Origin of the sequence: Thalassospira sp. MCCC 1A01148, from assembly GCF_001613795.1 — a bacterium.
Taxonomy (GTDB): Bacteria; Pseudomonadota; Alphaproteobacteria; order Rhodospirillales; family Thalassospiraceae; genus Thalassospira.
In genome coordinates this window covers 14,336-38,581 of the sequence record NZ_LPVZ01000007.1, presented here as the reverse complement: position 1 = coordinate 38,581, position 24,246 = coordinate 14,336, and the positions used below count along the sequence as shown (strand labels likewise).

Here is a 24,246-nt window from a genome sequence, read left to right as displayed (position 1 = left end):
TGATGTTCCGTTGTCTCGGGTTGGTTGGTTGCGCCTAGACGGCGCGGGTTTCGGCCTCTTCGGCGTTCACGTCGGTGAACATGTCGCGCTGTCGTGGGTTCTGGCGGCACAGGTTGCCTTTGTCGTCGGCCCAAAGGATCGACTGGCTGCGCGGCGCAACCGGCAGGCTGGTACTGGTGGTGGTGCTGATCGTGATGACGCCGCTCTTGAGCTGGAACTTCAAGGACAGGTCCAGCTTCCCTTTCGGGGAACCGCCATGGTTGATGACGTGGTTTTGCAGGGCCTTGGTAATCGCCGTGATTTCGTCGGTCAGGTCGCTGTGAAACTGTCCTTCTTCAAGCGATTGAATGAGCGTGCCAAAGCTTTTGAGTTCGCCGTTGCTGTTCGACATTGGAATGCCTCCTATCGGGTGTTGTGGTCAGGCCGCAGCCGGCGGGAATCCGTCGGGCTCGGTTGGCGGTTCGATCAGTTCGTTGTTGGGTGGGGTGAAGATCGCGTGGGTGCGGATCTGGTTGCGTGCAATCCAGATCTTCTGACCGGCCTTCGGGTGGCGGGTGTTGTCCTCAACCTTGATCATGATCTGGTTGTTGGGCAGGGCGACAATCACGGTGCCAGCCCCCAACTTGCGATCGCTCATGAAGATCAGGCTTGATCCCGGTGCGGGCAAAACGGCCAGGTTGGCAACATGCTGCTGCATCCGGACAATCTTGGTCGGGCTCGGAAATGGAGTGATGGAGGCGGTCATTGTGCGGTCTCCTTTGCTTTGGTCAGGGCGTCGCGAAACTTGCGCATTGCTGACTTGTCTTCCGGGTTTTCGAGGATCAATGCACCGGATGCGGACCACCGTTCGATCAGGTCAGACGCAGCCTGTTCGAGTTCATTGATCCGCGCCGCCTTGGCTTCGTTCTGGCGTGATAGCCAGCGAATGCGCTGCTTCGCGGCTTCAATCAGCCCAATGCTGCGGAAGCTGGTCCGGTGGTCGCAGAGGTAAACTGCGTTAGCGAGTTCATCATCAGTGAAATCGCCATAAGCGAGTTCGCTTCTCTCGCAGTCGTACTTTCCTGCGTGCGGATCTTGATCGCCTTGTTCTCGCCAACGCGCTGCCGGGGTTTCGGTTTCTGTTGTCATGCCGCAACCCTCCGTTCTGTGCGTTTGGCGCGGGCCACGCGGAGTTTTTCGCGGCTGGCGGCAATCGCGGTTTCGAGTTGCTCGGCGGTTTTTTCGTCTAGCTGCAGCGAGAGATCGCCAAAGCGGGCGGAGATAATGCCGCTCATGCCGTTGGCGCCGTCACTGAGCATTTCGGTCACGACCATTTCGCTGTCGGTGTGGATGCAAATCATCATGGCCATATCAGCGGCCTCCCTTGGTGTGGGTGGTCGCGTCGTGGTCATCCCAGATCGCACGCAGGAAAGCGTCGATATGGTCGCGCCAGCGGCGCAATGTGTGACGGGTGATGGCCATATCAAAAGCTCCCGTCTTCACCGCGACGGACAAGCCGCGTGACAGAGGTCCGCGCAGGGCGGAGGCGGAGCGCGATGTTTGATGATGGCATGACGCTGTGTGCCGTGATCAGGATCAACAGCAAGGCCATGATAAGCATCCAGCCCGGAAAATGCGGATGGCCGAAATCGGCGATCAGATCGGACGGGTCGGGTGCGGTCGCCGCAAGGGCGTTAAACGTCGGATTTGAGAGAGACATGGGCGCGTTCTCCTTTTTCGGAATGCGCCAACTTTGCAGAATTTGCAAATTTCTGTCAAAGAAAAATTCGCTAATTTTGCGAATTTGTGATTTTTGCCTGTCCTGAAATTGTCCAAAACCTGCAAATTTTTACACGTCCTCGTGGTTGATTTCCTACCCTTATGGGATAAGAGTTTTGCTCGCCTCGTTGTGTTATCGTGCTGATTGTAAACATTAAAACGACATCTACCAATGGGGGAGACATGTACACGGCACTTGGGTTGATATCGTTCTGTCTGGCGCTCGTTTCCCTAGTGCTGGCGGTCGTTTGGTTGGTTTTGTCGCTGATTCGCAAGGATCAGCGCACGAAATATTCAAAACGCACGGGCTTAGCGTTCCTGGCTATGTTCGTTCTGCTTGTGGCTGGTGGTTACTTTGCCGACGCCGACATGAACGAGAGTGCTATTGAGGCCGGGTTTGCGGGCAAGGACGAAATGAACGCCGCTAAGAATGCCGGCTTTACCGACCCTTTGGCGTACCGCGATCATCTTGCTGATCAAAAAGCAAAGGCAGAGGCAGGGGCACAAGCGGCTGCGGATGCTGCAGCCAAGGCACTGGCCGAGGCCGAGGTCGCCGCGCGTGAAAAAGCCGAGGCCGAAGCGGTTGCATGCCGCCAGTCGGTATCATGCTATGGCGATAAATATATTGCTTCGGCGTCTGTCTATTGCCCCGACCAGATTGAGCGTCTGGCGAAATGGGATCATGAATGGACTGACGGTATGCTTGAAATGAAATTCAGTCATTACCGTTGGAAGGACAAAGAAGCCGGGATTGTCGATTTTATTGGTGACAAGCTCAAGATGCAGAACGGGTTCGGGGCTTGGCAGAATGTTATTTATGTCTGCACGTTTTCGACAGACCCTGAAATGGTTCTGGAGGTGTCCGCCGAACCCGGTCGTCTTTGATCTTCAGGGGTCTCAAAGGTCGTGGATGACCTGAATAACGCGCCCGACAACGTGGATCTCTCCCTTGGGGAAAATCGTTTCGTGGGCCGGGTTGGTTGAACATGGCTCCAGACGGGGAGGGCTGTTTTTGAACTGCTTGAACGTCGCTTCGCCGCCGTTGTTGGCAACCACATAGAATTTCTTGTCCATGGGTTCCTTGTTGCTGACGTCCACAATGATCGTCGATCCTTCCGGGGCGATCAGGTTCATGGAATCGCCCTCAATGCGCAACGCAAAGCAGGTGGCGGGGTTCACCCCAGCGCATTCGATCATGTCGTAACGGTCGATATCCGGTATTGCCACGGATTCTGCATTGGTGAAATGGCCTGCCGATACCCAGCCGATCACAGGGACGCGCACGGTTTCGCGGATGTTTGCGATCAGTTGATAGGGTTTGCAGTTCAGCGCGTTGGCAATCAGCTCTAGCCATCGAACCGTGAGCTGCAGGTCGCCGCGTTCAAGGCGTGATATCTGACTGGTGGTGCTATTGGCTTTTTCCGCCAGCTCGCCCTGCGACCATCCCCGTTTTTTACGCAGTTTGCGAATGTTGTTCGCTGCAAACTTGCTGACGTAGCTCTCCAGCTCGTCGCGGTCGTCCGCGTTTTCGATCTCGCCACGGTCAATCTTGGTGGCGATCTCGTTCGCAATGTCTCGGGCGTCTTCTGTAACTGCCTCAAGTGCCTTTTTGCGTTTGGTGCGTTCGTCCATTGTCATCTTCTTGCTCCGGGGGTTTCTCGGAATTTTGCAGAAAACTGTAATTCGGTCTTTGCCGTTTTTTGCGAAATTATCTGAATTAGCGAATTTTTCGGTTGTCAAAATTCGCTGATCCTGCAAATCTAGGTGCATGAAGCTCAGTGAATGGCTTAAAGCCACGAAAACCAAAAAATCAGTTTTTGCCGACCAAATCGGTGTCAGCCCTTCGACTGTCACCCGTTTGTGCGATGGAAGTCTGATGCCCAATGTCGAGACTGCCCATCGTGTTTGGGCGGAAACCGGCGGGGCTGTCACGCCAAATGACTTCTATGGTTTCGTGACTGTCAAAGCTGCCTCGTGACTGGCTTCAATTATGTTGCCCTGTTGCTGTCCCGATTTATCTCAGTCGATGGATCGGGCGGCAACTCCCAAACCGGGGAGGTTTGATAGTCATGCCTTATTTGCGATCAGAAAACAGTTTCGCCGATGCGACCACCAAGGCCATGCACGCCGTGGGTGGTGAGGTTCTGGCGGATGCCTGCGGGGTTTCCTATTCCCGCCTGCGTCAATGCGCCAATCCGATGCGCGGTGATGTGATCAACATGCAAGCCGCGGTTGATGCGGATATCGCCGCGGCGCGCGCCGGGGCCGGTTGTCCGCATTTTGAAAGTTACGCCGCACAGCTTCACAAGGCCGGGGTGCTTGGCGGGTTTGACGCCGAACGTGCCGGTATGCGCGCCCTGATCCGATCAATCGCCAGCCTGCTTCGCGAGGCAGCGGACCGGATGACGGCAGCTCTTGAACCGCAACCGCGTCTTTACGGGGTGGCGGCATGACGTACCTTTCCGATCGCCATCGCTGCGAGTTCGCCATTCCCGCCGTTTTGATGCAGCGGGTTGCGGGCGTGATACTGGAGCCAGGTGTTAAAGAAGGCCATGCCGAAGTGCTTGAATGCCTTGATCGGGCTTGTGATGAACCGTTTTCGGATCTGCCCAAGGCCAAAGCCGACAAGCTGCGCAACCGCGTGATGGCCCTGCAGGGTGAGCTGCTTCGTGAATATGAAGATCGCCCGGTGATCACGGTTTTCCTGATGGTGGTGATCTGGCTGCGTGACGCGCTTGAGGATGGCACGCTGACCCTTATCGAAGGGTCTGATTTTGATCAGGCGGCAACCTGCCTGATTGATCGGATCTCGGAATATGACGATCTGGTCGATGGCGCCTATAACTCGGGCCGCAAGAACGCGATCAAGCTGGCGCAAAAGCTTGAAATGCGCGGCTATTACCAAGGGCGCGCTGCCCGGAAGGTGGCGGCATGATTGGTTTATCTTTTGGTCGGGTTCATTGCCCTGTAGAGCATTTTTTCTACTTTGGAAGCCGTGCCAACGCCTGCTGGGGCAGCATATCGACTGATGTCGTCGTTGGTGATGGAGCTCCCGATATCACCTTGAAGCGCTGCGATGATTTTGCTTGCCAGTGCGTAAGTTTCTACAGCCGAGGAGACGGCATTTTCGATGTTGGTGTTATTTTTTCCGTTACGGTAGCTGATCTTGAAGTCATTAAGTCTGTTCACTGTTATGGCGTAACTTTTGGTGAATTCCTCAAGGATGCGTCTGGTGTCGGGGTTTCGCTCATACTCGATCAATGGCGTCACTTTGATGATGTCATCGGGTCTAAATCTTCTGAGCTTCTCCAGATCAATTTTGTAGCCATCGGTGCCCGGCCAGTCGTCTTCTCTCGGTCCTTTTGGTCCGGTGTTTTCCTCTACGCTGTGTATGAAGCTGCCCATTGTCTCAAAAGCCTCGGAGAGTCCGATCAGGGCCTCTGCTCTCGCTTTGGCGCGGGCAGAGATCCGGGTGGTGTTGAAGTGCCGATGCGTAAGCCAGACAGCGATCATTGCTGCTGCAAATGTAAGCAGCCCACCGATCAGTGCCTGCCACTCGAAAGCGGTTTTAAAGAAACCAGCGAAGGAATCTGGTGTCGCTGCTACGAACTTTGTGCCGGAGATAACCAGCAAGATAAAGCAAAGGGCCGCTCCACAGAACCCGGCGACAATGGCGCAAATGAACAACGATACTCTATCTTCCGCGACCCTGTGGTTGGTGTGTGCCATTTTGTAGGCCCCCTCTTAATTGATCAGCCGTTCTATCTATCGTTGTCTTTCTGGCTTTGGCAACCTGTTGAGCTGGTGGGGCTATCATGACCCATCGCAACCCAATCCCGCAATCAGCGATCGATGATGTTAACGCGCGAACCGATCTGGTCGAGCTGGTCGATAAATCCGGTGTCAAGCTGGCGAAGTCGGGGCGTGAATGGATGGGGCTTTGTCCGTTCCATTCCGAGCGCACGCCATCCTTTACGGTTCGCCCTGACAAGGGGTTCGCGCATTGCTTTGGCTGCGGCGCGCATGAAAAGCCGATCGGCTATCAGATGCGCGTCTATGGCCAGACATTTATCGAGGCGCTCAAGGATCTGGCATGGAAGGCCGGTATTGACCTGACCGAATATGTCGGGCGGGCCGAAAAGCCTGCGCACAAGCCCAAGCCCAAGATCGCCAGTCGGGCCGATGAAAAGGACCGTGTCTCGGAAACCGAAAAGCGTCGCAAGCGCGGTCATGCGCTTTGGCAGCGGGGGCTTCCAATCGCGGATACCGAGGCCGAGGAATACCTTGCGAATTATCGCGGGATTGATCGCGATCTCTTCCTGCATAACGGGGTGCATCGGTTCGTGCCTGATTATGAGTTCTGGTACCGCGCCCGCGATGCCAAGAAATCCGAGGCGATCTGGACCGGTCCGGCATTGCTGAGCGTGATGCAATATAGCGATGATCGCTTTGCCGCCTGTCATGTGACCTGCATCGACCTTAACCGGCCCAAGGGGCGGCTCAAGCTTTATGCGCCCGATGATAGCCGGGAACTCAACACCAAACGCGTGATGGGCGATCCGTCCAAGGCGGCGATCCGCCTTGGAAAGCCTGCCTTCAAGATGGTCGGCGGGGAGGGGTTGGAAACGACCTATTCCGGCATGATGGCGTCCGGCCTTTCTGGCTGGTGTTCCTATTCGCTTGATAACCTTGTTGGTGCCGGTCTGATGGACGCCAAGGGCGAATATCATCCGCTTGATGGTCGCAAAAAGCTGCCGACGGTGGTGCCCGATATGGCCCGCCCGGGCATGATCTGGCCGCGCGAATGCCATGAGCGGATCTTTCTGGGCGATGGCGACACCAAAGACATCCATATGCTCAAGGCGAAGCTTGAGCGCGGTTGCCGCCGTGCTGCGGCGGAGGGCCGGGTTGGCCGCATCGCCATGTCAAAGCCAGGTACTGATTTCAACTCGATGATTTTGGGGGCGGCGTGATGTCAAGGTTAGCGCAATGCGTCAAACGTTATGTTTTGAATGAGCTCGTCTGTCGCTCCCTTGAGGCGCCAGAAAGAGCGAACCATAGAAGCGGTATCCTTGATCTCTACGCTTGTGGCCCCGGAGTTGTGAGGTTTAGTCGAAGTGCCATCCAGACTGGTTTTGAATGCTGGGAGAGCAAGGCACAAACTTTCAATTTCGTTTGCAAGTCTCGCTGGAAGTGGCTTGTCAAAGCATGCTGCCCCGTCAAGGAGTTCGATGATTCCATTGGGGTTGTAGTCCCCAATCACCAGCATTGGGAAATTTTGGCCAAGAGGTCTGTGTCGCTCCAGCAGTTCTCTTGCTCGGTGGAGATCGGGGAGGTGCCTTGCTCTGAAGATATACTCGTTTCGGTTCTCGGTCGCTCTTCTGTGGTCTGTCGCGGCTTTATAGGCGAGCCAGCCACCGGTAAGGCCAAGGAATCCAGCGGCAAGCGTTTCCCAACTGATGTCAAACTCGCGCCCATAGAGCGTGCCCGTAAGAAAGGCTGTTGCAACCGTTCCTGTCAGCGGAATGCTATTGAACCAGTCTTCAAACTTGCGCATTTCTCAATTCCCCATGCTTCCCTGATCGGGGCATTGTTGGTGGGGTGCCTGATAACGTCAACCTATCTCAAGGGGGTAGCGTGATGGTGGCAAACCGCAAGACCAACAAAGGCGCGATGATGCTCGGCGGGCGTTCTGGCGAGGTTGATTGGGAGCGCCCTGACGAAAACCAGTTTTACCCAACGCCGCCAGAAGCAACCGAGGCCCTTATTCGCGCCATGCCGCACCTTGCAGGGCAGAAAATCTGGGAATGTGCTTGCGGCGATGGTCGCTTGGCCCGGGTTCTTGAGCATCACGGCTGCAAAGTTATTGGCACGGATCTGATTGATCGCGGCTATGGCGAGGGTGGGGTTGATTTTCTCGCCACGCACCGTCGTCGCGCGGCGAAGGCTGTCACCAACCCGCCTTTCACGCTGGCGCAGGCGTTTATCGAACACGCCATGCGCCTGCATCTGGAAGAAGTCTGGATGCTGCTGAAAACCGATTATTACCAAGCTGCCAGCCGCACCGGTTTCAAGCAGCGCATTCGCCCGAAATACAAGCTCGAACTGTCATGGCGCATCGATAGCCTAGGCCTTGGAAGCCCTGCGCTCAATTGCGCATGGTTTGGGTTCGAGCGCGATTTCAATGGCCGCACGATCTGGGACACACTGTCCAAGCCAAAGTTGGATAACCTTGACCTGTTTGTGCCCGAGCGCGTGACGCCAACCGATCAGTCGACGCTGGTTGCGCAAGCCGCAAGTCAGGAGAGCTTACTCTAATGTCCGAGCGGGTCCTTCAAGTTGTCAATGGTCTCCAAGTATCCAAGGATACGTCCTTTGAGCGTTCTCATATTCGCTTCGGTGATCTTGTTTTCCGCTGCATCCCCCGAAACTGCGAGGGCAGATTCAATCACTGCCGCGCGATACTTTGCGAGTTCTTTGTTCGCGATTTCGGGCGGGATATCGGGGAGGGATATTGTCAACAAGTCGGCGCAATACTTCACACTGTCATCGAAGTTGTCGTCGAGAGCTTTACTTTCGTATATGCTTGTTCCTGTTTCGGATGGTTCTCCATCCTTGTCCGTGGGCACGAAAAAACTGCACTCGGTCAGTGTTTGCTCACGGAAAAGGATTCTTGTGCCTTCCCTGTGAACGCGCCCGTCGATTGTAGCGCCTTTGAAGGCAAGCCAACCGCCGACAAGTCCCAATCCGCCCGCCAGAACCGTTTCCCAGCTAAACGCGAGCCACTGTCGGCAAATCTCATTGCTGACGGGGCTGCATGCACTGTCGATCATCATAAAGATGAATGGTCCTGCGAAAAATGCGATGCTCGCGCCAATGATTGCCTTCCTTATGCTGAGGTATCTCAAGGGTCATTTCTCTGGTTGTGTGCTTTTGTCGATCATGCCTTTGGGGTTGTGCTTGGGTCAAAAGAAATCGGCGAACGTGCGCGTTTAAGCGAAATTTTCGCATGTATCGGCACATTGCCCTTTGTCGTCCGTGCAAGGCTCCTTCCTTCACCACAACGATGGAAGGGCGTGGAAATGCGTAAACGGAAATCAGCGTCGCTACGACCTGGGGCGGGAGGTTGGTTCCAGTGGGGATTGCTCAATCAATCGAAGTATTTCCGCTCGCAGAAACTTGGTCTGCATTCTGAATTCCCAAATCTCAGCCGGGATGATCGAAACCGCAATATCGTACGTCGTGTTGAAAAATCTATGGTAGCTTTCCTCTTTGACGAGCGTGAGCGGTTTAAGGGTCTCCCAGTCGTTGATTATCAAGCGAACCGGTTTGAGGCTGTCTTTGAAGATCCGGCGAATAGTTATTGGAATGCTATCTGGCAACGTGAGTTCCGTGAGCTCCTCCAGAACACTGCTCAGGTCTATGGCCAGATATTGGATTTGGCGTTTGCATTTGCTCGCGTAGCCAAGCAGTTCTTTGCTGCCATCTCTCATAATTCCATCTGTTTGAGAAAGATTCTGCCAGTAATCAGTGGAATGAACCTCTTCGTAATCGGTGAAGATGTCTTCAAGCCATTCGATAGCATCAAGAATGTTGTGGAATTGTTCTTCGCGCTTGGCTTTACGACTAAGTTTGTCTTGCCTGTGGACAACATAAAGTGCCGCAGCGGATGTCATGGCCGCGCCAAGAAGTGCACCGACAATGGTTGCCCATCCATCACCGACGGCTATTGGCAATACGTATGTTGCCGCGATGAGCCCAAATGGAAACCCGACCGCACTACCAGCCCCCATTGCGGCGATGATGTAAACCGGTTTGTCGCTCACGGTACTTTAACTCCCGAAACCCCCAAGACATTGCGGAGGTTAGCATAATGCAACCTTCAAGCGTAATGCCATGTGATCACAAAGGCTGCAAGCGCGCCGGGACGCACATCATGGTCAATCACGGGCGCTGGTGCCGGACACATATCCCGCCTGAGTTCTTCCGCTACAAGCGGATTGCTGCAGGCCAAGAGCAAGAAATTGAACCGATCGGCCCGTTGCCCGCCGATCAGCGTAAACCAAAACAGGGGAAACTGTTGTAGCGATGGCTGAGAACGAGAACAACGACCCGCAGGCCGATCTGGCAGGGTTTCACGCCGCCAAGCAGCTTATCGAAGGGGCCGAAATATTCGGGATGGATGGCCAGCGCGTCGATCCGGGGGACGTTGCCTATGACGCCGATGCGATGAACGAATATTACGCGCTGGTGATGATGGGCGGGCGTCCGCTGATCCTTGAGGAAAACTTCAAGCGCGGCGATTGTCCGGTCGAGGAGCGGCTCAACTTCATGCCGGTTGATGCTTTCCACGCGTGGTTTGCCAACCAAGAGCAGCGGCTTGCAAGCGACAAGAGCGTTTCGTGGTCGAAAATCTGGTTCAAGGACCCGATCCGTCGCCAGTATCGCGGGGTGTCATTTGCCCCGGGCGGCATGCCGCCATCGGGCTATTATAACCTTTGGCGCGGTTTCAGCATGGTCGCGGATTATGAGGATAGCGAACAGAAATGTTCGATCTTTCTTGATCATGTCCGGACCAATATCGCAGGCGGGGATGAGGCGCATTTCAAGTTCATCATGGGGTGGGCGGCGCATATGCTCCAGAAGCCGACGGACCGTATCGGAATCGCGATCGTGTTGCGCGGCGGGCAGGGCAGCGGCAAGACTGTTTTCGGCAAGACGATCGGCAAGCTGATCGAGGATCACTATGCGCTGGTCGATGATCCGCGCTATGTGGTCGGGAACTTTAACGCGCACCTGGCCTCGACATTGTTGCTGCAGGCCGATGAAGGTTTCTGGGCTGGTGACAAGCACTCCGAGGGGCGGCTCAAGGGGCTTGTGACATCCGACTATCACATGATCGAGCGCAAGGGCGTCGATCCCTTCCGGGTCAAGAACTATGTCCATCTGCTGGTGACATCCAACAACGAATGGGTTGTGCCGGCAGGCCATGACGAGCGCCGGTTCGCGGTCTTTGATGTCCAGAACGCAGCGCAGCAAAACCGCCAGTATTTTGCCGATATGCACGACCAGCTTGAGGCGGGCGGATATGAGGCGCTGCTTGGCTATTTGCTCAGTTTCGACCTCGATAGCGTCAACCTGAATGACATCCCGAAAACGGCGGCGTTGGCCGATCAGAAGCTGGCCAGTTTGTCGCCAGAGGAGTCGTGGTGGCTCAACTGCCTGCGGCGCGGGTTTGTTCAATACAACAGCGAGGGCGGCGGTTCGGCCATGTGGTCGGACTATGTCGCGGTCGAGGATGCCTATGCGAACTATCTGGCATGGGTCACGGCGCGCGGTCGTCGCTTCCCGCTGACCGAGGAAATGTTTGGTCGCACGATCAACAAGCTGGTCCCGGGGGTCGAGAAGGGGCGCAAGCGGATCAGCGGCAATCGCAAATACGTCTATCACATGCCCAAGCTTGAGGCGTGCCGCGAGGCATTCGCGGAAATGATCCGCACGCCGATCGATTGGTCCGAGGTCGAATTTGATGAGGAGATCGGCCCGGATGACCTGTGATCTTTCCCTGAAATCATTCCCGATTTTTGCCCGCACCGGTGGTCCGTCCGGGGCTTTGTCCCGGGTTGTCCCCCGTGAAAATCGGCAACGGGGGACAGCGCGACGCGCCGGTTCTCTAAGGGTGTCCCTAGTGTCCCTAGTGTCCCGGGCAAATCCCCCGTGTACGTGCGCGGGCGCGCCTATTGCACGGGAATATTTACATAGGACACTAGGGACACTAAGGACAAAACAAATAAGTTACTGAAATTAAACAATAAAATAATCAAATCCCTGTCCCCCGCAGGGAAGATTTACGGGGGACAACATAGGACAGCAAGACGGCAGCAAAAGGCAGGCAGGCAATGGATCAGAAAAACCAGCGAACACCGATCGGGATCGAAGGGCTTGTAAATTGGGCGTTTGAGGAGCAAAAGGCCGCACTCATGGCGGGGCGTGACCGGGGGATTGGCGCGATCCTGTCGCAATTGCAGCGCACCACGGTCAGCTATGGCGAGCGGGTTGGCGGCGGGTCGGCCTTTTCGGGCGGGTATGATATGCATGATGATGCCGCGATCGTTTATGGCGCTTGGCTTGAGGTTCGCGCCGCCAGCCCGGAGGGGGCGTGTTTGATCCGGTCTTATGGCGAGGCGGGATATCGCCCGGATTGGGTCGTCGACGGCGTGTTGCGGTTTGTTGCCGATGTTGATCCGGTCACCGGCAAGCCAAAGCCTGCCCGGGATCAGCACCGCAACCTTGTGAAGGAAAGCTGCCGGATCAAGCGGGTGGGTAAGCTGCCCGAGATTGTCCGGGTGGCGCGCGGTGAATACCGGGTCTGGTGGGCGGCGCTTCATTTCCTGCAGCAATTGGTGCTTGATGTTGAGGCCGCACAGGGTGGTTTGGCCCGATGGAAGCTGACCACGGAAATGCCGCCGAAAGATCCGTGGGTGATCTCGGGTTATGGAAATGGGCTGGCCTATCAGAAAGTGGCTTGACTTACGCAGGCGGATTTGACAACCTAGCAGCGAACCAAAGAACGCCTGATCGGAACTTTCCGGCAGGCGTTTTTTCTTGCCCCGAATTCTGTTGCGCGCGCCCTGCCTCACTTTGGCGGGGCGTTCTCGTTTCAGAATCGGGTGCCAGCCCGGGAAGTGCTGGCGGTAGTTGGACGAAGCAAGGCGGACCTCTGTTCGAAAGGTTGGACCCATGTAACGATGTTTTTGTCTCCCTCCCTGATTTGCACCTGACAGCCCGTTCGCATCCATCGCGGCGGGCTGTTCTTTTTGGGTGTTGACGTGGACGGCGGAGCGCCGCTTACCGGTTGGGCGTGGCTGGTATCTGGGGCAACCGGCGAACCGCCGTCCTCGTCAGCATCGAAAGGGTGAGCCATGCAGATTGATCCTGCTGACGCGGAGGCGTCTGACCCGGATGGGGCCGAGGGTGCGGCGTGTTGCCAATGCGGCAACGATGATGCGGCGACCTTGATGGCGGTCCGCCTTGGCGAACAGGTTCGGCCAAGGCGCTACCGGATGTATTGCGGGTGCTGCGGAACGCAGTGGACCCGCCACGTTCACGAATAGGTGCGCGATGTTCTCGATTGATCGGTTTCTGACCTGGCTTTCGGACTGGTGGGCCTGTCTCGACTGACAGAAAACCGCACGGGTCCTTCCCGGGAAGTAACGCCAAACGGGTAAAGCGCCCCGCATGTGTTCGCTCTTTTTGTCGTGTTTTGAGAGCCTTAACAACTTAACAACCACCTTAACTCAGGGGGTTAACTAGCATCATCCCCGGTTAACTGGTCGCGTTCATATCGTAATTTGGTGGCGAAATGGCAGCATCTTCTGACGTCGTTTCGAAGTCGGCATTTGCCCAGATCATCGGTGTGTCGAAACCCCGTGTTTCACAGTTGATCAGCGAGGGCAAGATCCACGGTCCTGCAATTCAGGGTGATGGGCGGTCGGCAAAGATCGTGGTCGGGATTGCCAAGCAGCAACTTAGTGCGGGCCTTGACCTTGATCAGCGTGCTGCGAATGGCACTGCGGATCTTGCTGTTGCTAACCAAGGGCAGGACCATCCTGTCACATCGCCGATCGATACAGCGCCACGCGAACCAACAACGGAAGATCTCTACAAGCAAGAGCGGTTGCGCAAGATCCAGCGTGAAAACGAGGATCTTGAGGAGCGCCGCCGGGAAAAGAACGGGGTTTATGTTCGTGCTGATGCGATGCGCTCGACGGTCATTCGCCACGTTGCCAACATGATTGACGGGTTTGAGGCCGATCTCGGTCATTGGGCCGAGGAACTATCTGCCGAGACAGGTGGTTCGGTTAAAGAGATCAAGCTCAGTTTGAGAAAACTGTTTCGAGGCACACGCGAAAAGCTGGCGCGGCATAGCCGTGATCTGGTCAACGATCTTCCCGAGCATGATGAGGAAGCGATCGACAGCGGGGATGACAGCAGCGCGGCCTGATAGGAAACGCGATGTCCATTCTTTTGCGAAACCCGGATCATCTTGTCGTTGACAGCCTTGCGGGCATTCTTGAGCCGCCGGCACCAGTCGATCTGAATAAATGGGCGACCGACAATGTGTCGTTTGGTTCGGACAGTCAGTTTCCGGGACCATGGAACGGCGACCTTTTCCCGTTTTTTGCGGAAATTCTAAAAGCGCTCGGTCCGGAAGATCCGTGCCGCATCGTGACATTGAAGAAATCAGCGCAGATCGGTGGAACGATCTTGGCGCAGGCTTTCATGCTCGGGACCTCTCTGCAAGATCCCGGGTTCTTTTTGTACGTTCACCCAACCGAAGGGAACGCTATCCGCTGGGCAAAGACAAAGCTTCGCCCCATGATTATGAAGATGCCCGCCGCATTGAGCGCATTTTCCTATGGCCGCAACGAAGGGACATGGGACTACATCGAGCGCCGAGATATGCGGGGCGGTATTCAGGTTTCCGGGGCATCGTCTCCAGCAAGCCTGTCCATGATCTCGATGAAGCGCCAGGTGCAGGACGACTTGGCGAAATGGGTGAACGATCCTGTCGCGGGTGATCCCGAGGTTTTGGCGAACTCGCGATCTCAGGCGTTTGAGGAAGGCAAGATATTCAAGAACTCGACGCCGTTGGTTTGGCCCGGGTGTCGGATTACGAGAAACTATCGAGCCGGATCTCAGGAGCGGTTCCACGTTCCTTGCCCGTCTTGTGGCGTCTATCATTCGCTCGAATGGGAAAACTTCGCTGTCGATCGTGACAACCCCGCGAAATCGCATTTTGTCTGTCCGGACAATGGCTGCGTGATCGAACAGCGCCATCGTCAAAACATGATGAAGCGAGGGCGTTGGGTTGCAGAACGGCCCGAACTTAAAGCTTCGCACAGAAGCTTCTACGTTTGGTCGGCCTATGCGCCATTGATGTCGTGGCAGCGAATTGCTGAGGAAGCAATCAGGTCAGAAGGTGATCCAGATTCGGAGAAAACCTTCTACAACGACGTTCTTGGTCTGCCTTACGAGGTCCAAGGCGAAGCGCCGCCATTTGACGAGCTGAAAAAGCGTGCTGATGAAACGGGGCATCGCCGGGGCATTATTCCTTGGGGCTTCCCGCTTCTGACGTTGGGTGTCGACGTGCAGGGCGATCGCCTTGAATGGCACCTGCAGGCGTTTGGTCCTGACTTGCGGAAGGCGACGGTTGAATACGGTACAATCGATGGTTTCATCGGAGAAGAAGAAACCCAGAAGCGTCTTGATGATCTGATCAAATCGACCTGGCCTAATGCAGCCGGCAACAAAATCGCCGTTGATATGATGGCGATCGACGGCAACGCTTACACCGAGGACGTGTTTGATTGGGCGAAATCGCATTCCCGCACGAAGGTCATGGTTATCCGTGGTCGCCGTGGGGAAACAGCGCCGCTCATTGCGCAGGTAAAGGAAGAGCGCGACCGGAAAGGGCGCAAGAAAAAGCGCCGTGGGCGTCCGTTCTATAACCTGTGTGTCAGTAAGTTCAAGCTGTCGCTCTACCGGAACTTGGAAAAAACCGACCCGTTGCAGCGTGGTTACGTTGCTCTGGCCAGCGGCTTTGATGACGAATGGTTCGAGCAGTACACCTCGGAAAAGCGCGTCGCGAAAAAGTCAAAAACCCTTGGTGCCCCGCCTGAATATGTGTGGGTCAAGGGTGATGGGGTCCGAAACGAGGTCCTTGATACGGCGATTTACGGCGAGGCAGCAGCGATCACCAAAGGGTGGCGGGATATGCCGCCCGAGACTTGGGATCGGATGACCAGCGAGCGAGAAACTCGCCCGGACACCGGGCAAATGGATCTTGAGGATCTGCTTCTAAAGCCGCCAGCGCCCCCGGTGCTGGTTAATCAGAACAAAGAGCTGCCGACGAAAAAAGAGCCGGAACTTTCACCGGCCATGCGTCGCGCTCGACAATATGCGAGCTGATCGATGGCGACAAAAGCAGAAATGCAGGCCGAACTTGCGGGCCTTGAGGCCAGAAAGAAGGCCATCATTACCGACGAGTGGGTGTCGGGTGTCGGGTCCAACGGTCGTTCGGTTCAATATGGGGACCGGGCCAAGCAGATCGATCTCATTGATCGTCGAATTCAAGAGCTGAAACTTGCTTTGGGGCAGTTTCGGCGCGGGTATCTGGTAGGTCGCCGATGACTAATCCTGTCACAATCCTTGGTGCTGACGGTTTGCCAATGAAAAAGTCGGCCTCAACCTTTGCTGTCCCTCGTTCTGGTGGGGGTGGTTCGGTTGGTGGTTCGCTTGCTGGCTGGTCTCCGCGCCTTCGCTCTGCCGACGATCGCATATCGTCTGGTCGTGATCGGATGGTGGCCCGTGTTCGGGATCTTGTCGATCGAAACGGTTGGCTGTCCGGTGCCGTGCAGCGCCAAGTCGATGAGGCAATCGGTGCGAGCTTCCGCTTCAATTGGAATCCTGACCTCAAGGCACTCGGTCTCGATCGAGATTGGGCGAAAGAGTTTGTCGCGGCTACCGAGAGCGCATTCCACAACTATGCAAACGACCCTCGTCGACCGCTTGATGCAGGCGGTCGGTTGAGCCTTGCCGGCATTCTTGGCCTCGGCTTTCGCCATCGTATGGGCGAGGGGGACGCCATCTGTCTGGCGCACTGGTTCCCCAAGCGATCCTCTGCCTATGCGACTGCTGTGCAGGTTGTCGATCCTGATCGGCTGTCTAATCCTTATGGCAAGTTCAATGGGGAGGGGTTGCGGAACGGTATCGAGATCAATGGATACGGTGCGCCGATCGCGTACCATTTCCGGTCTCGACATCCGAACGACCCTTGGTCGCTGAATAACCAGACTTGGCAGCGTGTGAAGGCGCGCACCAAGTGGGGCCGGTCCCGTGTCATTCATTTCTTTGAGGTTGAACAGGCTGGGCAGACGCGCGGGCGGGGATTGCTTGGTCCCGCGATCGAAAAGCTCAAGGTCGCCGATGACTACGAGCGTTCGGAGCAAGAGGCAGCGCTGATCAATGCGATCTTTGCAGCCTTCATTGAGAGCCCGTTCGACAAGACGATCATGGATGAGGTCAGCGAAGACGAAGGCGCGATCTCGCAATATCAAACTGAGAGATCCGCATTTGCCGAGGCGAACCCCGTGTTGTTCGGTGGGTCCAAGGTGCATCGTTTGTTCGCAGGCGAATCTTTCAACTTCAATCACGGAAATCGCGACAACGCAGCGTTTCAGGTGTTCATCCAGAATGCTCTGCGCCACGCGGCAACGGCTCTGGGGCAGTCATACGAGGAGTTCGCCAACGACTGGTCGGGGACCAACTATTCCTCGGCCCGGGCTGCGATGCTCAAGTCTTGGAAATTCCTGACAACGCGCCGTGGTCACTTTGCTAACGGGTTTGCAACACCGATCTTCGCGCTTTGGCTTGAGGAGCATATCAGCCAAGGCAACATCGATATCCCGCCCGGCACGCCGCGCTTCTGGGAAAACCCTGCGGCTTGGTGTCGTGGTAACTGGATCGGGCCAGGTCGCGGTTGGGTTGATCCGGTCAAGGAAGCAAACGCTTCCCAGATCCGGATGGAAAACAATCTGTCGACCTTGCAGACCGAGGCGGCGGAGCAGGGATCGGACTATCGCGAGATCCTTGATCAACGGGCGCGCGAGAAAGACGAATTCGAAGAGCGTGGCTTGGTCTACCCCGGGTCTGGTCAGACCGAGGTTGTCTATGTCGAAGATCAGAATGGCGACACTGTAAACGCGCATGTCTCGCGGCTTGAGGATATCGGGCGGCGGGCTCAGTTGCGGGGAACGTAGAATGAATCCTGTCTTTGCAAACCTATGGGGGCGGCTAACAAGCCGTCCCCTTCTTGTTACGCCTGAGTGTGCGCGTGACCTGACAGCGTATCTGATGACCCGGTCGAATATGTCGAACGGTTTCATCGTCGATGAAAACACTGTCCATTCTGTGACCGACTTGATGGCTGGCGTTACCAGCGTCAAAGCGCGGTCGGATCAGTACGATAACTATTATCGTGTGATGGATGGTGTGGCGGTGATCCCCGTACGCGATACTTTGGTTCACCGGTTGGGGCTTCACCCCCACTGCGGCATGACCGGATATGACGGCATCGCATTGAAGATTGATCGGGCGGTTGCTGACGGCGCGGTCAAGGGGATCATGCTTGACATCGACAGTCCGGGCGGCGAGGTGTCCGGCGTTCTTGAGCTTGGCGAGACTATCCGGGCAGCTCGGGAAAAAAAGCCGGTATGGGCAGTCGCAGACGAAAAAGCCTATAGCGCCGCTTACTGGATTGGTAGCCAAGCCGACCGGTTGATGGTTCCGAAGACAGGCGGTGTTGGTTCGATCGGCGTGATCACGATGCATGCTGATCTCTCCAAGCGCCTCGATGAAAGCGGTGTCAAGGTCACAATCATTGCTGCAGGTACCCACAAGGCAGACGGCAACCCGTTTGAGCCATTGCCCGAAGATGTTCGCGCCCGTGTCGCGGCGGATGTCGAGGCTACCCGACAGTTGTTTGCCGAGGAAGTCGTCAAAGGTCGTTCCGGGCTATCCGTTGAGGATGTCTTGGCGACCGAAGCGCAGTGCTATTCCGCCGAAGAGGCGGTCGAGATTGGGCTCGCCGACGCGGTGCAGTCCAGTAAGTCGGCGATGTCCGACTTTGTTGAGAAGCTGTCCGGACGGACAGTCATTGGACCTATTCAAAGCAAGGATGCTTCTGAAATGGATGAACCGAACGACGGTAACCGTCCGGGCGATATCAATCCGGATGATACCAGTGCCGAGGCTCCGAAAGGTGTCGACGCCAAAGAGGCGATCGGTGGTGAGCGCAAGCGCATTGCCGGCATTATGAGCAGCAAGGAAGCGGAAGGCCGCAAGGAACTTGCGGAACACTTCGCTTACGAGACCGACATGTCGGTCGAGGCCGCAGTTGCAGCGCTGTCAAAGGCTCCTGTTGCTGTTGCCGATCCCCTCGGTGCTGCCATGAACAATGAGCCGAACGATGTCATCGGTGATGACGGCGGCGATGACGGTAAAGAAAACCGTCCCTCGAAAGCAGAAACCATCGCCGCAAACTATGCTGCGGCCACGGGTTGCAAGGCGAAAGGCTAAGCCATGACCACGGAAACTTATACTCCGCCAAACCTCATCGCTGGCGATTATCCGCTGGTGACCGAACCGGAAGTGATTGCTTCCGGTCAGAATCTGGCAAAAGGCGCGCTTCTGGGCCGTGTCACCGCGTCTGGGAAGCTGGCTCTCTCTGCGTCGGGTGCTTCCGATGGCAGCGAAACCCCGATTGCGGTTCTGACGTCCGCTCTTGATACCAGCGGCGGCGATATCGAAGCCCCGGTTTATAAAACCGGCATTTTCCATTACAGCGGACTGCAGGTTGGTTCTGGTTGGACAAAGGCGTCCCTCCGCGCCAAGCTCGACCTGGCCCCGCTGTTCGCTGTTTAAACGGGGGGTCCGATGGATACCTATAGCACTACCGATCTTCTCGGCGTCCTGACGCGTTTCTCGGCGCCGGACATGTTCGTCCTTGATCGCTATTTCGGCGCGCTGATGCTGTCTGACAAATCGGCGATCGCTCTTGATGAAGTTATCAAAGGCAAAAAACTCGCCCCGTTTGTCATGGATACGGCAAAGGCCAAGGCGGGAATTCGCGAAGGTTTCACGACTACGAGCTTCAAACCTGCAACCCTCAAGCCGATGGACGTTGTCGACCCTGAGCGCTTGCTTACGCGTATGCCAGGTGAGGCTCTCGGCGCAGGTAGCATGTCGCCCGATCAGCGGCGTGATGCGCAGGTTGCGTCAATTCTGATGGATCACCGCAATGAAATCATGCGTCGCAAGCTCTGGATGGGCTGGCAGATTCTTCGCACGGGTCAGGTTGTTGTGGAAGGTCCTGAATATCCGTCTCGGACGGTTGATTTTAACCGCGACCCTCTGCTGACCAAGGCTCTGATCCCGGCAAATCTCTGGTCAGAAGCCGGCGCGGATATTATTGGTGACCTTGAAGCTTGGGTCGCTGACATTCAGAACAAATCTGGTGTTGTTGCGCTTGATGTCTTCGTCTCCCCGACTGTTTGGTCGGCGATGCGCAAGAATGAAGCGTTCATGAAGCTGCTTGATAACCGTCGTGGCACGTCAAGCTCGATCGAGATCGGGCCGATCTCGGTTAACTCGGTTCGTTTTGCCGGAACACTTGGCGATCTGAACATCTTCGTCTACGCGGAAACCTATGAAGATGATGACGGTAACGAGGTTCCGTATCTCGGCGCTGACGAGGTCGTTATTGTCGGTGCCGGCATTCAGGGTGTGCAAGCGCACGGTGCGATTCTGGACAAGGGTGCCGGCTACATGCCGATGGAATACTTCCCGAAAATCATTGAGGAAGACAACCCGTCGATCGAATCTGTGCTGACGCAATCGCGTCCGCTGATTGTCCCGGGTAATGTCAACGCGTCGCTCCGCGCGACGGTCTTGTAAGGAGGTGGTGATGGCTACAAAAAAGCAGAGCATTGTGCCTACAATCACCCTTGAAGGTCGCGACAAGAAGGGCGAGCGTTTTGTCTACCTTGCGGGAAAGTCGGTCGAGGTTCTGGCTTCTGAAGCCAAGGATCTGATCGACAAAAAGCAGGCTGTTGCGGCTTCCGATTTGGAAGTTTCTGCGCAACCGTCTGCCCCGGTTGTGGAGCCTGATCCGGATATTGCCACAGTCGATCAGATCTTTGCGGTGATGGAAAATGTCGCCGAGGAAGATTTCACGGCTGATGGTCGTCCGAAGGTCGAAGCGCTGGAAAAACTCACCGGTCTTGAGGTTACGGCAAAGCGCCGTGACGCGGCTTGGGAAAAGTTTGTTGCTGCTGAGAATGCGGCGGGCAAGTAGTCCTGACGGTCCATTGATTTGACCTGGCTATCGGCACTCGCCCTTCGGGGCGGGTGCTTTTTGTTTGGTGATTTTTCATGATCAATTTTGATCGATTGTTGAATGAGCCGGTTTCCAAGGTTCTCGGTCAGCAGGTGACTATTCGTCATCGTGCCGGTGGAACGTCTACGGTGTCCGAATTTGATTATCGGCACACTGCAGGTCCGGAATCTGGGGGTGGCGAGGCCGAATATCAGGCCTACGAATACTCAGGCGCATTTCGATTGTCGGAGGCTCCAAACGTTAAGCAGGGGGATTATGTGGATCTCCCCGATGGGTCTTTCACGATCGATCAGATCGACCCGGATGATACTGGTTGGATCGAGGTCGGTTTAATCAAGGGTGAGGTTGGCAATGTCTGAATATTATGCCCGATCAGACTTGATGGCCTTCGTCAAAACCAAGATCGAAGCGCGGCCTGACAGTCCTGCCGCGGTTATCGGGCGCGTCACTGAAATTCCGGATGATCAGGAAAAGGCGGTCAGCATCTACGCGCCTGCCGACGGTATGTCGCCGATCGGATCGGCGTGGCAGTTCATGCCCTCGGTCAGTCTTTCGATCGAGGTTCATGTTCGTGATTTGAATAATTGGTGTGCTGTCGCGGAGGCAGAAACGACCTCGATCATCCAAGCCCTGTTTGCCGATGGTGATTTCCGCAAGCTGTGGAAGAGGCCGCCGGAGGTCGAGATCAAGCAGTTCGTGCATCGCGACGGCGGTCCGCTGGTTGGTGAAATCATTTCAATGTCGGGTGAGCTAACTCGCCCGCGTGTCGTTTCGATCTCTGCGGGTGAGCTGCAGGGTGTCGATATTCAGCAAGGAGCGAGTGAGTAATGAAGGTGCGGATTAATCCCGACCGAGAGGTCGATGGCATGCCGCTCCGGGTGGTTAACCCGGTCAAGGGTGGTTTCTATCCCGACGGCGAGTTCGAACTCTCCGACAAGGATTTGCGCAATCCGAGCGTGATCCGGTTGCTGCCGCCTGTCAGTGCTGGTGGTATTCCCGGTGGCAAGTTCGGTGATCTGGTCCCTGTGAAGGGTGCCGCTAAGGCAGAGAAAAAAGGGTAAACCATGGCGATCCCAAATGAAGTCTTTAACGAGATCCCGATCAACACGCGTGTTGCGGGGTCCTACTTCGAGATTGATGGTTCGCGCGCTGATGGCTTCACGGCCAACCATGTTGCGCTGCTGATCGGTCAGAGCCTTGCGACGGGTACTGCGGATAATGATGAGCTTGTCATTGTTCCCGGCACCGGCGATTCCTCTGGTGACCTGTTTGGCAAGGGTTCGAACCTAGCGCTCATGGTCAAGGCGTTTCGCGAAAACAACGACACGATGACCTTGTATGCGCTGCCGATGGCGGATCTTGTTGCAGGCGTTAAGGCGTCCGGTACTCTGACCGTTACCGGCACTGCAACCGAGAGCCGCGCTCTGGCTGTCTATGTGGCGGCTGAGCGCGTGTTTGTCGGGGTTTCGGTGGATGACACCAACGAAGATATTGCTGCTTCTATTGTGGCGGCTGTGTCAGCAAAGCCCGACCTTCCGGTAACTGCGGCTGCAGCGGCTGGTGTTGTGACATTTACCGCGAAGAACGCTGGTGAAGTTGGTAACGATGTGCGCATTCAGGTTGCGCTGCGTGGCATTCTGAATGGCGAGAAGGTGCCGGATGGTGTCTCGATTGCGGTTTCTGATGCCGGTTTCCTGACTGGCGGGTCTGGCAATCCGGATATTGCCGGCGCGTTGGCGGTCATCGGTGATGACAAGTTCAACTATATCGGTTTCCCTTGGGCGGATAGTGCGACGCTTGATGCCGCGACCGGATGGCTCGAAGGACAGCAATCTGCCGGTTCCGAGGTTGACGTCAAGGGCTTCACCGGTCGCCGTGGTACGCTTAGCGAGCTGGTCACATATGGTTCTCCTCGTAATGATCGTTTTGTTACGACGGTCGAGAGTTTTGATGCGCCAGGTCCGGTCTGGTTGAAGGCTGCACGTTATATGGGGCAGGCTTCGGCGAAGCTGTTTAATCATCCCGCTCGACCGCTTTATGGGGTTGAGCTTATCGGTGAAATGGCCCCGCCGAAAAGCAGCCTGTTCACCTTCTCGGATAAGAACACTCTGATGTTCGCTGGTATCACGGTCACGGACGTTGGGGCGGACGGCAAAGTTCGTCTGAATATGCCGATCACGATGTATCAGACAAACGAATTTGGCGATGAATCGGCGGCTTATCTTCTGCTGAACACTGTCGCGCAGCTCGGTCGTCTTCGTGATGAGATGCGCAGTGTGGTGAATTCGCGCATCATGTCTTTGCGCCCGATTCTGGTCAATGACGGCACCGCCATTGATGATGCGGTGCCGCACGTATCGCCGCGTCAAATCAAAGGGACTTTGGTGTCGCACTATGAGTACCTGCAGGGCTTTGGTCTGGTCGAGAGCATTGAGGAGTTTGAAAAACGTCTGACGGTGTCCAAATCGCCGAATGACGCATTCCGTGCGAACGTGATTTATGAGCCGGATCTTACGAATCCACTCTATGTCCTCGCGTCGAAGATCGCGTTCTCTCTAGATTTCCGCAACTATTGATGGGGGATTGAATTATGCCAACGGTAGCAGGGGTTCGATCCCTTAAGGTTGCGGGTGTGTCGTACACGACCGCAGAGACAGCGACGTACAACTTGGGCGGCAAGCAGCGTGAATCCATCATGGGTGGTGGAAAGCGGGCAGGTTATAGTGAGAAGGCTCGTCCGGCCTTCATTGAGGTGAAGATTTACCTCGATGAGGGCCAGTCGTCGGACGATGTGACGAATGCTACGTCCCAAGAAATTCAACTCGAGTGTGCTGACCGCACGATCGTGATGAATTCTGGTGATGAAGTGGGTTCGGCTGATAACGATGCCTCGGAAAACAGCCTCACGGTTCGTTTTGAAGGCAATAGTGCGCGGGCGGTGTCATGAAAACCAGTGATGACTTTAATCCAGAAGACATCGACCTTGAGGGGTGGGTTGAGCCTAGTGATTTTGGGCGTAAGGTCCAAACGCTCGAGTACCCGCTCACGGTTACGGTCGAGGATAGCTCTGGCAAGCGGACCGAGGAAATCACTCACATCGAGTATCGTCGCCCGGTTGGGCGAGATTTGGACCGTTTGGAAAAAATCGAAGGCACAAGCAAGGTCTTCTCGGCAACCCGGGAATTTGTTCATCCTCTGATTTTTGGTGATGACCGGATTAGCTTGGTGAAGCTGGGGGATCTGGACGCGGCGGATTCCCTGCGTTCTATGGCGATCGCTTTCAGTTTTTTCCCAAAGCCGTCCCGGAAGACATCCGCTCAGTAATCAAGGTGTTTGTCGCGCGGTTCGGGTGGAAGCCTGAGGAAATACGCGACATGACACTTGATGACATTGCGCTGTGCATCGAGGCCTATGAAGAAGATGCACAGCGCCAGGTTTCCGCTGTGGAAGGTCTGAACAATGGGTAAGAATTTCGTCGTTAGCATGATCCTGAATGCCCGGGAACGGGTCGCAGGGCCAATGCGCCGTGT

General features: G+C 55.8%; 33 protein-coding genes. 23 read left to right on the top strand and 10 right to left on the bottom strand.

The window, feature by feature from the left end:
* Nucleotides 1–34: 34 nt before the first annotated feature.
* The 5 genes from AUQ43_RS02415 to AUQ43_RS02395 all read right to left on the bottom strand — a co-directional run bounded on the left by AUQ43_RS02415 (nt 35) and on the right by AUQ43_RS02395 (nt 1,699).
* Nucleotides 35–391 (bottom strand): hypothetical protein, encoded by a 357-nt coding sequence (locus AUQ43_RS02415; protein ID WP_062954046.1) that lies wholly within the window; start codon nt 389–391, stop codon nt 35–37.
* 27 nt (nt 392–418) lie between these two features.
* Nucleotides 419–745 (bottom strand): hypothetical protein, encoded by a 327-nt coding sequence (locus AUQ43_RS02410; protein WP_062954045.1) that lies wholly within the window; start codon nt 743–745, stop codon nt 419–421.
* Nucleotides 742–1,128 (bottom strand): hypothetical protein, encoded by a 387-nt coding sequence (locus tag AUQ43_RS02405; RefSeq protein WP_062954044.1) that lies wholly within the window; start codon nt 1,126–1,128, stop codon nt 742–744. The genes AUQ43_RS02410 and AUQ43_RS02405 overlap by 4 nt, the downstream gene beginning before the upstream one ends.
* Entirely contained in the window at nt 1,125–1,349 is a 225-nt protein-coding gene (locus AUQ43_RS02400) for a hypothetical protein (protein ID WP_062954043.1), read from the bottom strand. Before AUQ43_RS02400 ends, AUQ43_RS02405 begins: the two co-directional genes overlap by 4 nt.
* 113 nt (nt 1,350–1,462) lie before the next feature.
* Nucleotides 1,463–1,699 (bottom strand): hypothetical protein, encoded by a 237-nt coding sequence (locus AUQ43_RS02395; protein WP_062954042.1) that lies wholly within the window; start codon nt 1,697–1,699, stop codon nt 1,463–1,465.
* 383 nt (nt 1,700–2,082) lie between these two features.
* Between AUQ43_RS02395 and AUQ43_RS02390 the strand changes: the two genes are divergently transcribed.
* The gene (locus AUQ43_RS02390) at nt 2,083–2,643 is read left to right on the top strand and encodes a zinc ribbon domain-containing protein (protein WP_147250473.1); all 561 of its coding nucleotides are present in this window, start codon (nt 2,083–2,085) and stop codon (nt 2,641–2,643) included.
* Nucleotides 2,644–2,655: 12 nt separating this feature from the next.
* Here the strand turns inward: AUQ43_RS02390 and AUQ43_RS02385 are convergent, their stop codons facing one another.
* On the bottom strand, nt 2,656–3,612 hold the full coding sequence (locus AUQ43_RS02385; RefSeq protein ID WP_147250474.1) for a LexA family transcriptional regulator: 957 nt from the start codon (nt 3,610–3,612) through the stop codon (nt 2,656–2,658).
* A 215-nt stretch (nt 3,613–3,827) separates the two neighbouring features.
* Between AUQ43_RS02385 and AUQ43_RS02375 the strand changes: the two genes are divergently transcribed.
* Together AUQ43_RS02375 and AUQ43_RS02370 are read left to right on the top strand one after the other, a co-directional pair.
* The gene (locus tag AUQ43_RS02375; RefSeq protein ID WP_062954038.1) at nt 3,828–4,211 is read left to right on the top strand and encodes a hypothetical protein; all 384 of its coding nucleotides are present in this window, start codon (nt 3,828–3,830) and stop codon (nt 4,209–4,211) included.
* Complete coding sequence (locus AUQ43_RS02370) at nt 4,208–4,693, top strand: hypothetical protein (RefSeq protein ID WP_062954037.1); 486 nt, start codon at nt 4,208–4,210, stop codon at nt 4,691–4,693. The genes AUQ43_RS02375 and AUQ43_RS02370 overlap by 4 nt, the downstream gene beginning before the upstream one ends.
* Nucleotides 4,694–4,698: 5 nt before the next feature.
* Here AUQ43_RS02370 and AUQ43_RS02365 read toward each other — a convergent pair whose 3' ends face one another.
* Nucleotides 4,699–5,487 carry a cytochrome b/b6 domain-containing protein gene (locus tag AUQ43_RS02365; RefSeq protein ID WP_062954036.1) on the bottom strand — a complete coding sequence of 263 codons (789 nt, stop codon included), beginning with the start codon at nt 5,485–5,487 and terminating at the stop codon, nt 4,699–4,701.
* Nucleotides 5,488–5,573: 86 nt separating this feature from the next.
* Here AUQ43_RS02365 and AUQ43_RS02360 point away from each other — a divergent pair, with 86 nt between their 5' ends.
* A complete protein-coding gene (locus tag AUQ43_RS02360) occupies nt 5,574–6,731 on the top strand; it encodes a CHC2 zinc finger domain-containing protein (protein WP_062954035.1) in 1,158 nt (385 codons plus the stop codon).
* An 8-nt stretch (nt 6,732–6,739) separates the two neighbouring features.
* Here AUQ43_RS02360 and AUQ43_RS02355 read toward each other — a convergent pair whose 3' ends face one another.
* Nucleotides 6,740–7,315 carry a hypothetical protein gene (locus AUQ43_RS02355; RefSeq protein WP_062954034.1) on the bottom strand — a complete coding sequence of 192 codons (576 nt, stop codon included), beginning with the start codon at nt 7,313–7,315 and terminating at the stop codon, nt 6,740–6,742.
* A gap of 80 nt (nt 7,316–7,395) precedes the next feature.
* Between AUQ43_RS02355 and AUQ43_RS02350 the strand changes: the two genes are divergently transcribed.
* Nucleotides 7,396–8,076, top strand: a complete 681-nt coding sequence (locus AUQ43_RS02350) for a class I SAM-dependent methyltransferase (RefSeq protein WP_147250475.1) — start codon at nt 7,396–7,398, stop codon at nt 8,074–8,076.
* On the opposite strand, the gene AUQ43_RS02345 is transcribed toward AUQ43_RS02350, so the two are convergent.
* Nucleotides 8,073–8,594, bottom strand: coding sequence for a hypothetical protein (locus tag AUQ43_RS02345; RefSeq protein ID WP_062954032.1), 522 nt, complete (start codon nt 8,592–8,594; stop codon nt 8,073–8,075). The two genes, AUQ43_RS02350 and AUQ43_RS02345, sit on opposite strands and share 4 nt — an antisense overlap.
* Nucleotides 8,595–8,864: 270 nt before the next feature.
* Nucleotides 8,865–9,584, bottom strand: coding sequence for a hypothetical protein (locus tag AUQ43_RS02340; protein WP_062954031.1), 720 nt, complete (start codon nt 9,582–9,584; stop codon nt 8,865–8,867).
* A 47-nt stretch (nt 9,585–9,631) separates the two neighbouring features.
* On the opposite strand from AUQ43_RS02340, the gene AUQ43_RS02335 reads away from it, so the two are divergent.
* From AUQ43_RS02335 to AUQ43_RS02255, 18 genes are all read left to right on the top strand, one after another.
* Complete coding sequence (locus AUQ43_RS02335) at nt 9,632–9,844, top strand: hypothetical protein (protein WP_147250476.1); 213 nt, start codon at nt 9,632–9,634, stop codon at nt 9,842–9,844.
* A gap of 2 nt (nt 9,845–9,846) precedes the next feature.
* Entirely contained in the window at nt 9,847–11,316 is a 1,470-nt protein-coding gene (locus AUQ43_RS02330) for a DUF5906 domain-containing protein (RefSeq protein WP_062954029.1), read from the top strand.
* 341 nt (nt 11,317–11,657) lie between these two features.
* A complete protein-coding gene (locus AUQ43_RS02325) occupies nt 11,658–12,287 on the top strand; it encodes a hypothetical protein (protein ID WP_062954028.1) in 630 nt (209 codons plus the stop codon).
* 393 nt (nt 12,288–12,680) lie between these two features.
* The gene (locus tag AUQ43_RS20205) at nt 12,681–12,872 is read left to right on the top strand and encodes a hypothetical protein (RefSeq protein WP_147250477.1); all 192 of its coding nucleotides are present in this window, start codon (nt 12,681–12,683) and stop codon (nt 12,870–12,872) included.
* 248 nt (nt 12,873–13,120) lie between these two features.
* Nucleotides 13,121–13,762: a hypothetical protein gene (locus tag AUQ43_RS02320; RefSeq protein ID WP_062954027.1), complete on the top strand. Its 642-nt coding sequence runs from the start codon at nt 13,121–13,123 to the stop codon at nt 13,760–13,762.
* Between the two features lie 11 nt (nt 13,763–13,773).
* On the top strand, nt 13,774–15,729 hold the full coding sequence (locus tag AUQ43_RS02315; protein ID WP_062954026.1) for a phage terminase large subunit family protein: 1,956 nt from the start codon (nt 13,774–13,776) through the stop codon (nt 15,727–15,729).
* 3 nt (nt 15,730–15,732) lie between these two features.
* Nucleotides 15,733–15,951, top strand: coding sequence for a hypothetical protein (locus AUQ43_RS02310; protein ID WP_062954025.1), 219 nt, complete (start codon nt 15,733–15,735; stop codon nt 15,949–15,951).
* The gene (locus AUQ43_RS02305; RefSeq protein WP_062954024.1) at nt 15,948–17,579 is read left to right on the top strand and encodes a phage portal protein; all 1,632 of its coding nucleotides are present in this window, start codon (nt 15,948–15,950) and stop codon (nt 17,577–17,579) included. Before AUQ43_RS02310 ends, AUQ43_RS02305 begins: the two co-directional genes overlap by 4 nt.
* Before the next feature lie 94 nt (nt 17,580–17,673).
* Nucleotides 17,674–18,897, top strand: coding sequence for a S49 family peptidase (locus AUQ43_RS02300; RefSeq protein WP_181838570.1), 1,224 nt, complete (start codon nt 17,674–17,676; stop codon nt 18,895–18,897).
* 3 nt (nt 18,898–18,900) lie between these two features.
* Nucleotides 18,901–19,242: a head decoration protein gene (locus AUQ43_RS02295; RefSeq protein WP_062954022.1), complete on the top strand. Its 342-nt coding sequence runs from the start codon at nt 18,901–18,903 to the stop codon at nt 19,240–19,242.
* 12 nt (nt 19,243–19,254) lie between these two features.
* The gene (locus AUQ43_RS02290; protein WP_062954021.1) at nt 19,255–20,274 is read left to right on the top strand and encodes a major capsid protein; all 1,020 of its coding nucleotides are present in this window, start codon (nt 19,255–19,257) and stop codon (nt 20,272–20,274) included.
* 10 nt (nt 20,275–20,284) lie between these two features.
* Nucleotides 20,285–20,674, top strand: a complete 390-nt coding sequence (locus AUQ43_RS02285; RefSeq protein ID WP_062954020.1) for a hypothetical protein — start codon at nt 20,285–20,287, stop codon at nt 20,672–20,674.
* A gap of 77 nt (nt 20,675–20,751) precedes the next feature.
* A complete protein-coding gene (locus AUQ43_RS02280; protein WP_062954019.1) occupies nt 20,752–21,075 on the top strand; it encodes a hypothetical protein in 324 nt (107 codons plus the stop codon).
* Nucleotides 21,068–21,544 (top strand): hypothetical protein, encoded by a 477-nt coding sequence (locus tag AUQ43_RS02275; RefSeq protein ID WP_062954018.1) that lies wholly within the window; start codon nt 21,068–21,070, stop codon nt 21,542–21,544. The genes AUQ43_RS02280 and AUQ43_RS02275 overlap by 8 nt, the downstream gene beginning before the upstream one ends.
* Nucleotides 21,544–21,777 carry a hypothetical protein gene (locus AUQ43_RS02270; RefSeq protein WP_062954017.1) on the top strand — a complete coding sequence of 78 codons (234 nt, stop codon included), beginning with the start codon at nt 21,544–21,546 and terminating at the stop codon, nt 21,775–21,777. Before AUQ43_RS02275 ends, AUQ43_RS02270 begins: the two co-directional genes overlap by 1 nt.
* 3 nt (nt 21,778–21,780) lie before the next feature.
* The gene (locus AUQ43_RS02265) at nt 21,781–23,292 is read left to right on the top strand and encodes a hypothetical protein (protein ID WP_062954016.1); all 1,512 of its coding nucleotides are present in this window, start codon (nt 21,781–21,783) and stop codon (nt 23,290–23,292) included.
* Nucleotides 23,293–23,306: 14 nt separating this feature from the next.
* Nucleotides 23,307–23,663 carry a phage tail tube protein gene (locus AUQ43_RS02260; protein WP_062954015.1) on the top strand — a complete coding sequence of 119 codons (357 nt, stop codon included), beginning with the start codon at nt 23,307–23,309 and terminating at the stop codon, nt 23,661–23,663.
* On the top strand, nt 23,660–24,040 hold the full coding sequence (locus AUQ43_RS02255) for a hypothetical protein (RefSeq protein ID WP_062954014.1): 381 nt from the start codon (nt 23,660–23,662) through the stop codon (nt 24,038–24,040). Before AUQ43_RS02260 ends, AUQ43_RS02255 begins: the two co-directional genes overlap by 4 nt.
* The last annotated feature ends 206 nt before the right edge of the window (nt 24,041–24,246 follow it).

Bases quoted from the DNA above. Each gene is read 5' to 3' on its own strand.
- AUQ43_RS20205 (WP_147250477.1), top strand. From the start codon at position 12,681: ATGCAGATTGATCCTGCTGACGCGGAGGCGTCTGACCCGGATGGGGCC.
- AUQ43_RS02260 (WP_062954015.1), top strand. From the start codon at position 23,307: ATGCCAACGGTAGCAGGGGTTCGATCCCTTAAGGTTGCGGGTGTGTCG.
- AUQ43_RS02315 (WP_062954026.1), top strand. From the start codon at position 13,774: ATGTCCATTCTTTTGCGAAACCCGGATCATCTTGTCGTTGACAGCCTT.
- AUQ43_RS02270 (WP_062954017.1), top strand. From the start codon at position 21,544: ATGAAGGTGCGGATTAATCCCGACCGAGAGGTCGATGGCATGCCGCTC.
- AUQ43_RS02415 (WP_062954046.1), bottom strand. From the start codon at position 391: ATGTCGAACAGCAACGGCGAACTCAAAAGCTTTGGCACGCTCATTCAA.
- AUQ43_RS02310 (WP_062954025.1), top strand. From the start codon at position 15,733: ATGGCGACAAAAGCAGAAATGCAGGCCGAACTTGCGGGCCTTGAGGCC.
- AUQ43_RS02330 (WP_062954029.1), top strand. From the start codon at position 9,847: ATGGCTGAGAACGAGAACAACGACCCGCAGGCCGATCTGGCAGGGTTT.
- AUQ43_RS02320 (WP_062954027.1), top strand. From the start codon at position 13,121: ATGGCAGCATCTTCTGACGTCGTTTCGAAGTCGGCATTTGCCCAGATC.
- AUQ43_RS02255 (WP_062954014.1), top strand. From the start codon at position 23,660: ATGAAAACCAGTGATGACTTTAATCCAGAAGACATCGACCTTGAGGGG.
- AUQ43_RS02400 (WP_062954043.1), bottom strand. From the start codon at position 1,349: ATGGCCATGATGATTTGCATCCACACCGACAGCGAAATGGTCGTGACC.
- AUQ43_RS02370 (WP_062954037.1), top strand. From the start codon at position 4,208: ATGACGTACCTTTCCGATCGCCATCGCTGCGAGTTCGCCATTCCCGCC.
- AUQ43_RS02285 (WP_062954020.1), top strand. From the start codon at position 20,285: ATGGCTACAAAAAAGCAGAGCATTGTGCCTACAATCACCCTTGAAGGT.
- AUQ43_RS02295 (WP_062954022.1), top strand. From the start codon at position 18,901: ATGACCACGGAAACTTATACTCCGCCAAACCTCATCGCTGGCGATTAT.
- AUQ43_RS02390 (WP_147250473.1), top strand. From the start codon at position 2,083: ATGTTCGTTCTGCTTGTGGCTGGTGGTTACTTTGCCGACGCCGACATG.
- AUQ43_RS02360 (WP_062954035.1), top strand. From the start codon at position 5,574: ATGACCCATCGCAACCCAATCCCGCAATCAGCGATCGATGATGTTAAC.
- AUQ43_RS02325 (WP_062954028.1), top strand. From the start codon at position 11,658: ATGGATCAGAAAAACCAGCGAACACCGATCGGGATCGAAGGGCTTGTA.
- AUQ43_RS02300 (WP_181838570.1), top strand. From the start codon at position 17,674: ATGACCCGGTCGAATATGTCGAACGGTTTCATCGTCGATGAAAACACT.
- AUQ43_RS02290 (WP_062954021.1), top strand. From the start codon at position 19,255: ATGGATACCTATAGCACTACCGATCTTCTCGGCGTCCTGACGCGTTTC.
- AUQ43_RS02365 (WP_062954036.1), bottom strand. From the start codon at position 5,487: ATGGCACACACCAACCACAGGGTCGCGGAAGATAGAGTATCGTTGTTC.
- AUQ43_RS02345 (WP_062954032.1), bottom strand. From the start codon at position 8,594: ATGATGATCGACAGTGCATGCAGCCCCGTCAGCAATGAGATTTGCCGA.
- AUQ43_RS02395 (WP_062954042.1), bottom strand. From the start codon at position 1,699: ATGTCTCTCTCAAATCCGACGTTTAACGCCCTTGCGGCGACCGCACCC.
- AUQ43_RS02305 (WP_062954024.1), top strand. From the start codon at position 15,948: ATGACTAATCCTGTCACAATCCTTGGTGCTGACGGTTTGCCAATGAAA.
- AUQ43_RS02410 (WP_062954045.1), bottom strand. From the start codon at position 745: ATGACCGCCTCCATCACTCCATTTCCGAGCCCGACCAAGATTGTCCGG.
- AUQ43_RS02355 (WP_062954034.1), bottom strand. From the start codon at position 7,315: ATGCGCAAGTTTGAAGACTGGTTCAATAGCATTCCGCTGACAGGAACG.
- AUQ43_RS02405 (WP_062954044.1), bottom strand. From the start codon at position 1,128: ATGACAACAGAAACCGAAACCCCGGCAGCGCGTTGGCGAGAACAAGGC.
- AUQ43_RS02280 (WP_062954019.1), top strand. From the start codon at position 20,752: ATGATCAATTTTGATCGATTGTTGAATGAGCCGGTTTCCAAGGTTCTC.
- AUQ43_RS02375 (WP_062954038.1), top strand. From the start codon at position 3,828: ATGCCTTATTTGCGATCAGAAAACAGTTTCGCCGATGCGACCACCAAG.
- AUQ43_RS02275 (WP_062954018.1), top strand. From the start codon at position 21,068: ATGTCTGAATATTATGCCCGATCAGACTTGATGGCCTTCGTCAAAACC.
- AUQ43_RS02335 (WP_147250476.1), top strand. From the start codon at position 9,632: ATGCAACCTTCAAGCGTAATGCCATGTGATCACAAAGGCTGCAAGCGC.
- AUQ43_RS02265 (WP_062954016.1), top strand. From the start codon at position 21,781: ATGGCGATCCCAAATGAAGTCTTTAACGAGATCCCGATCAACACGCGT.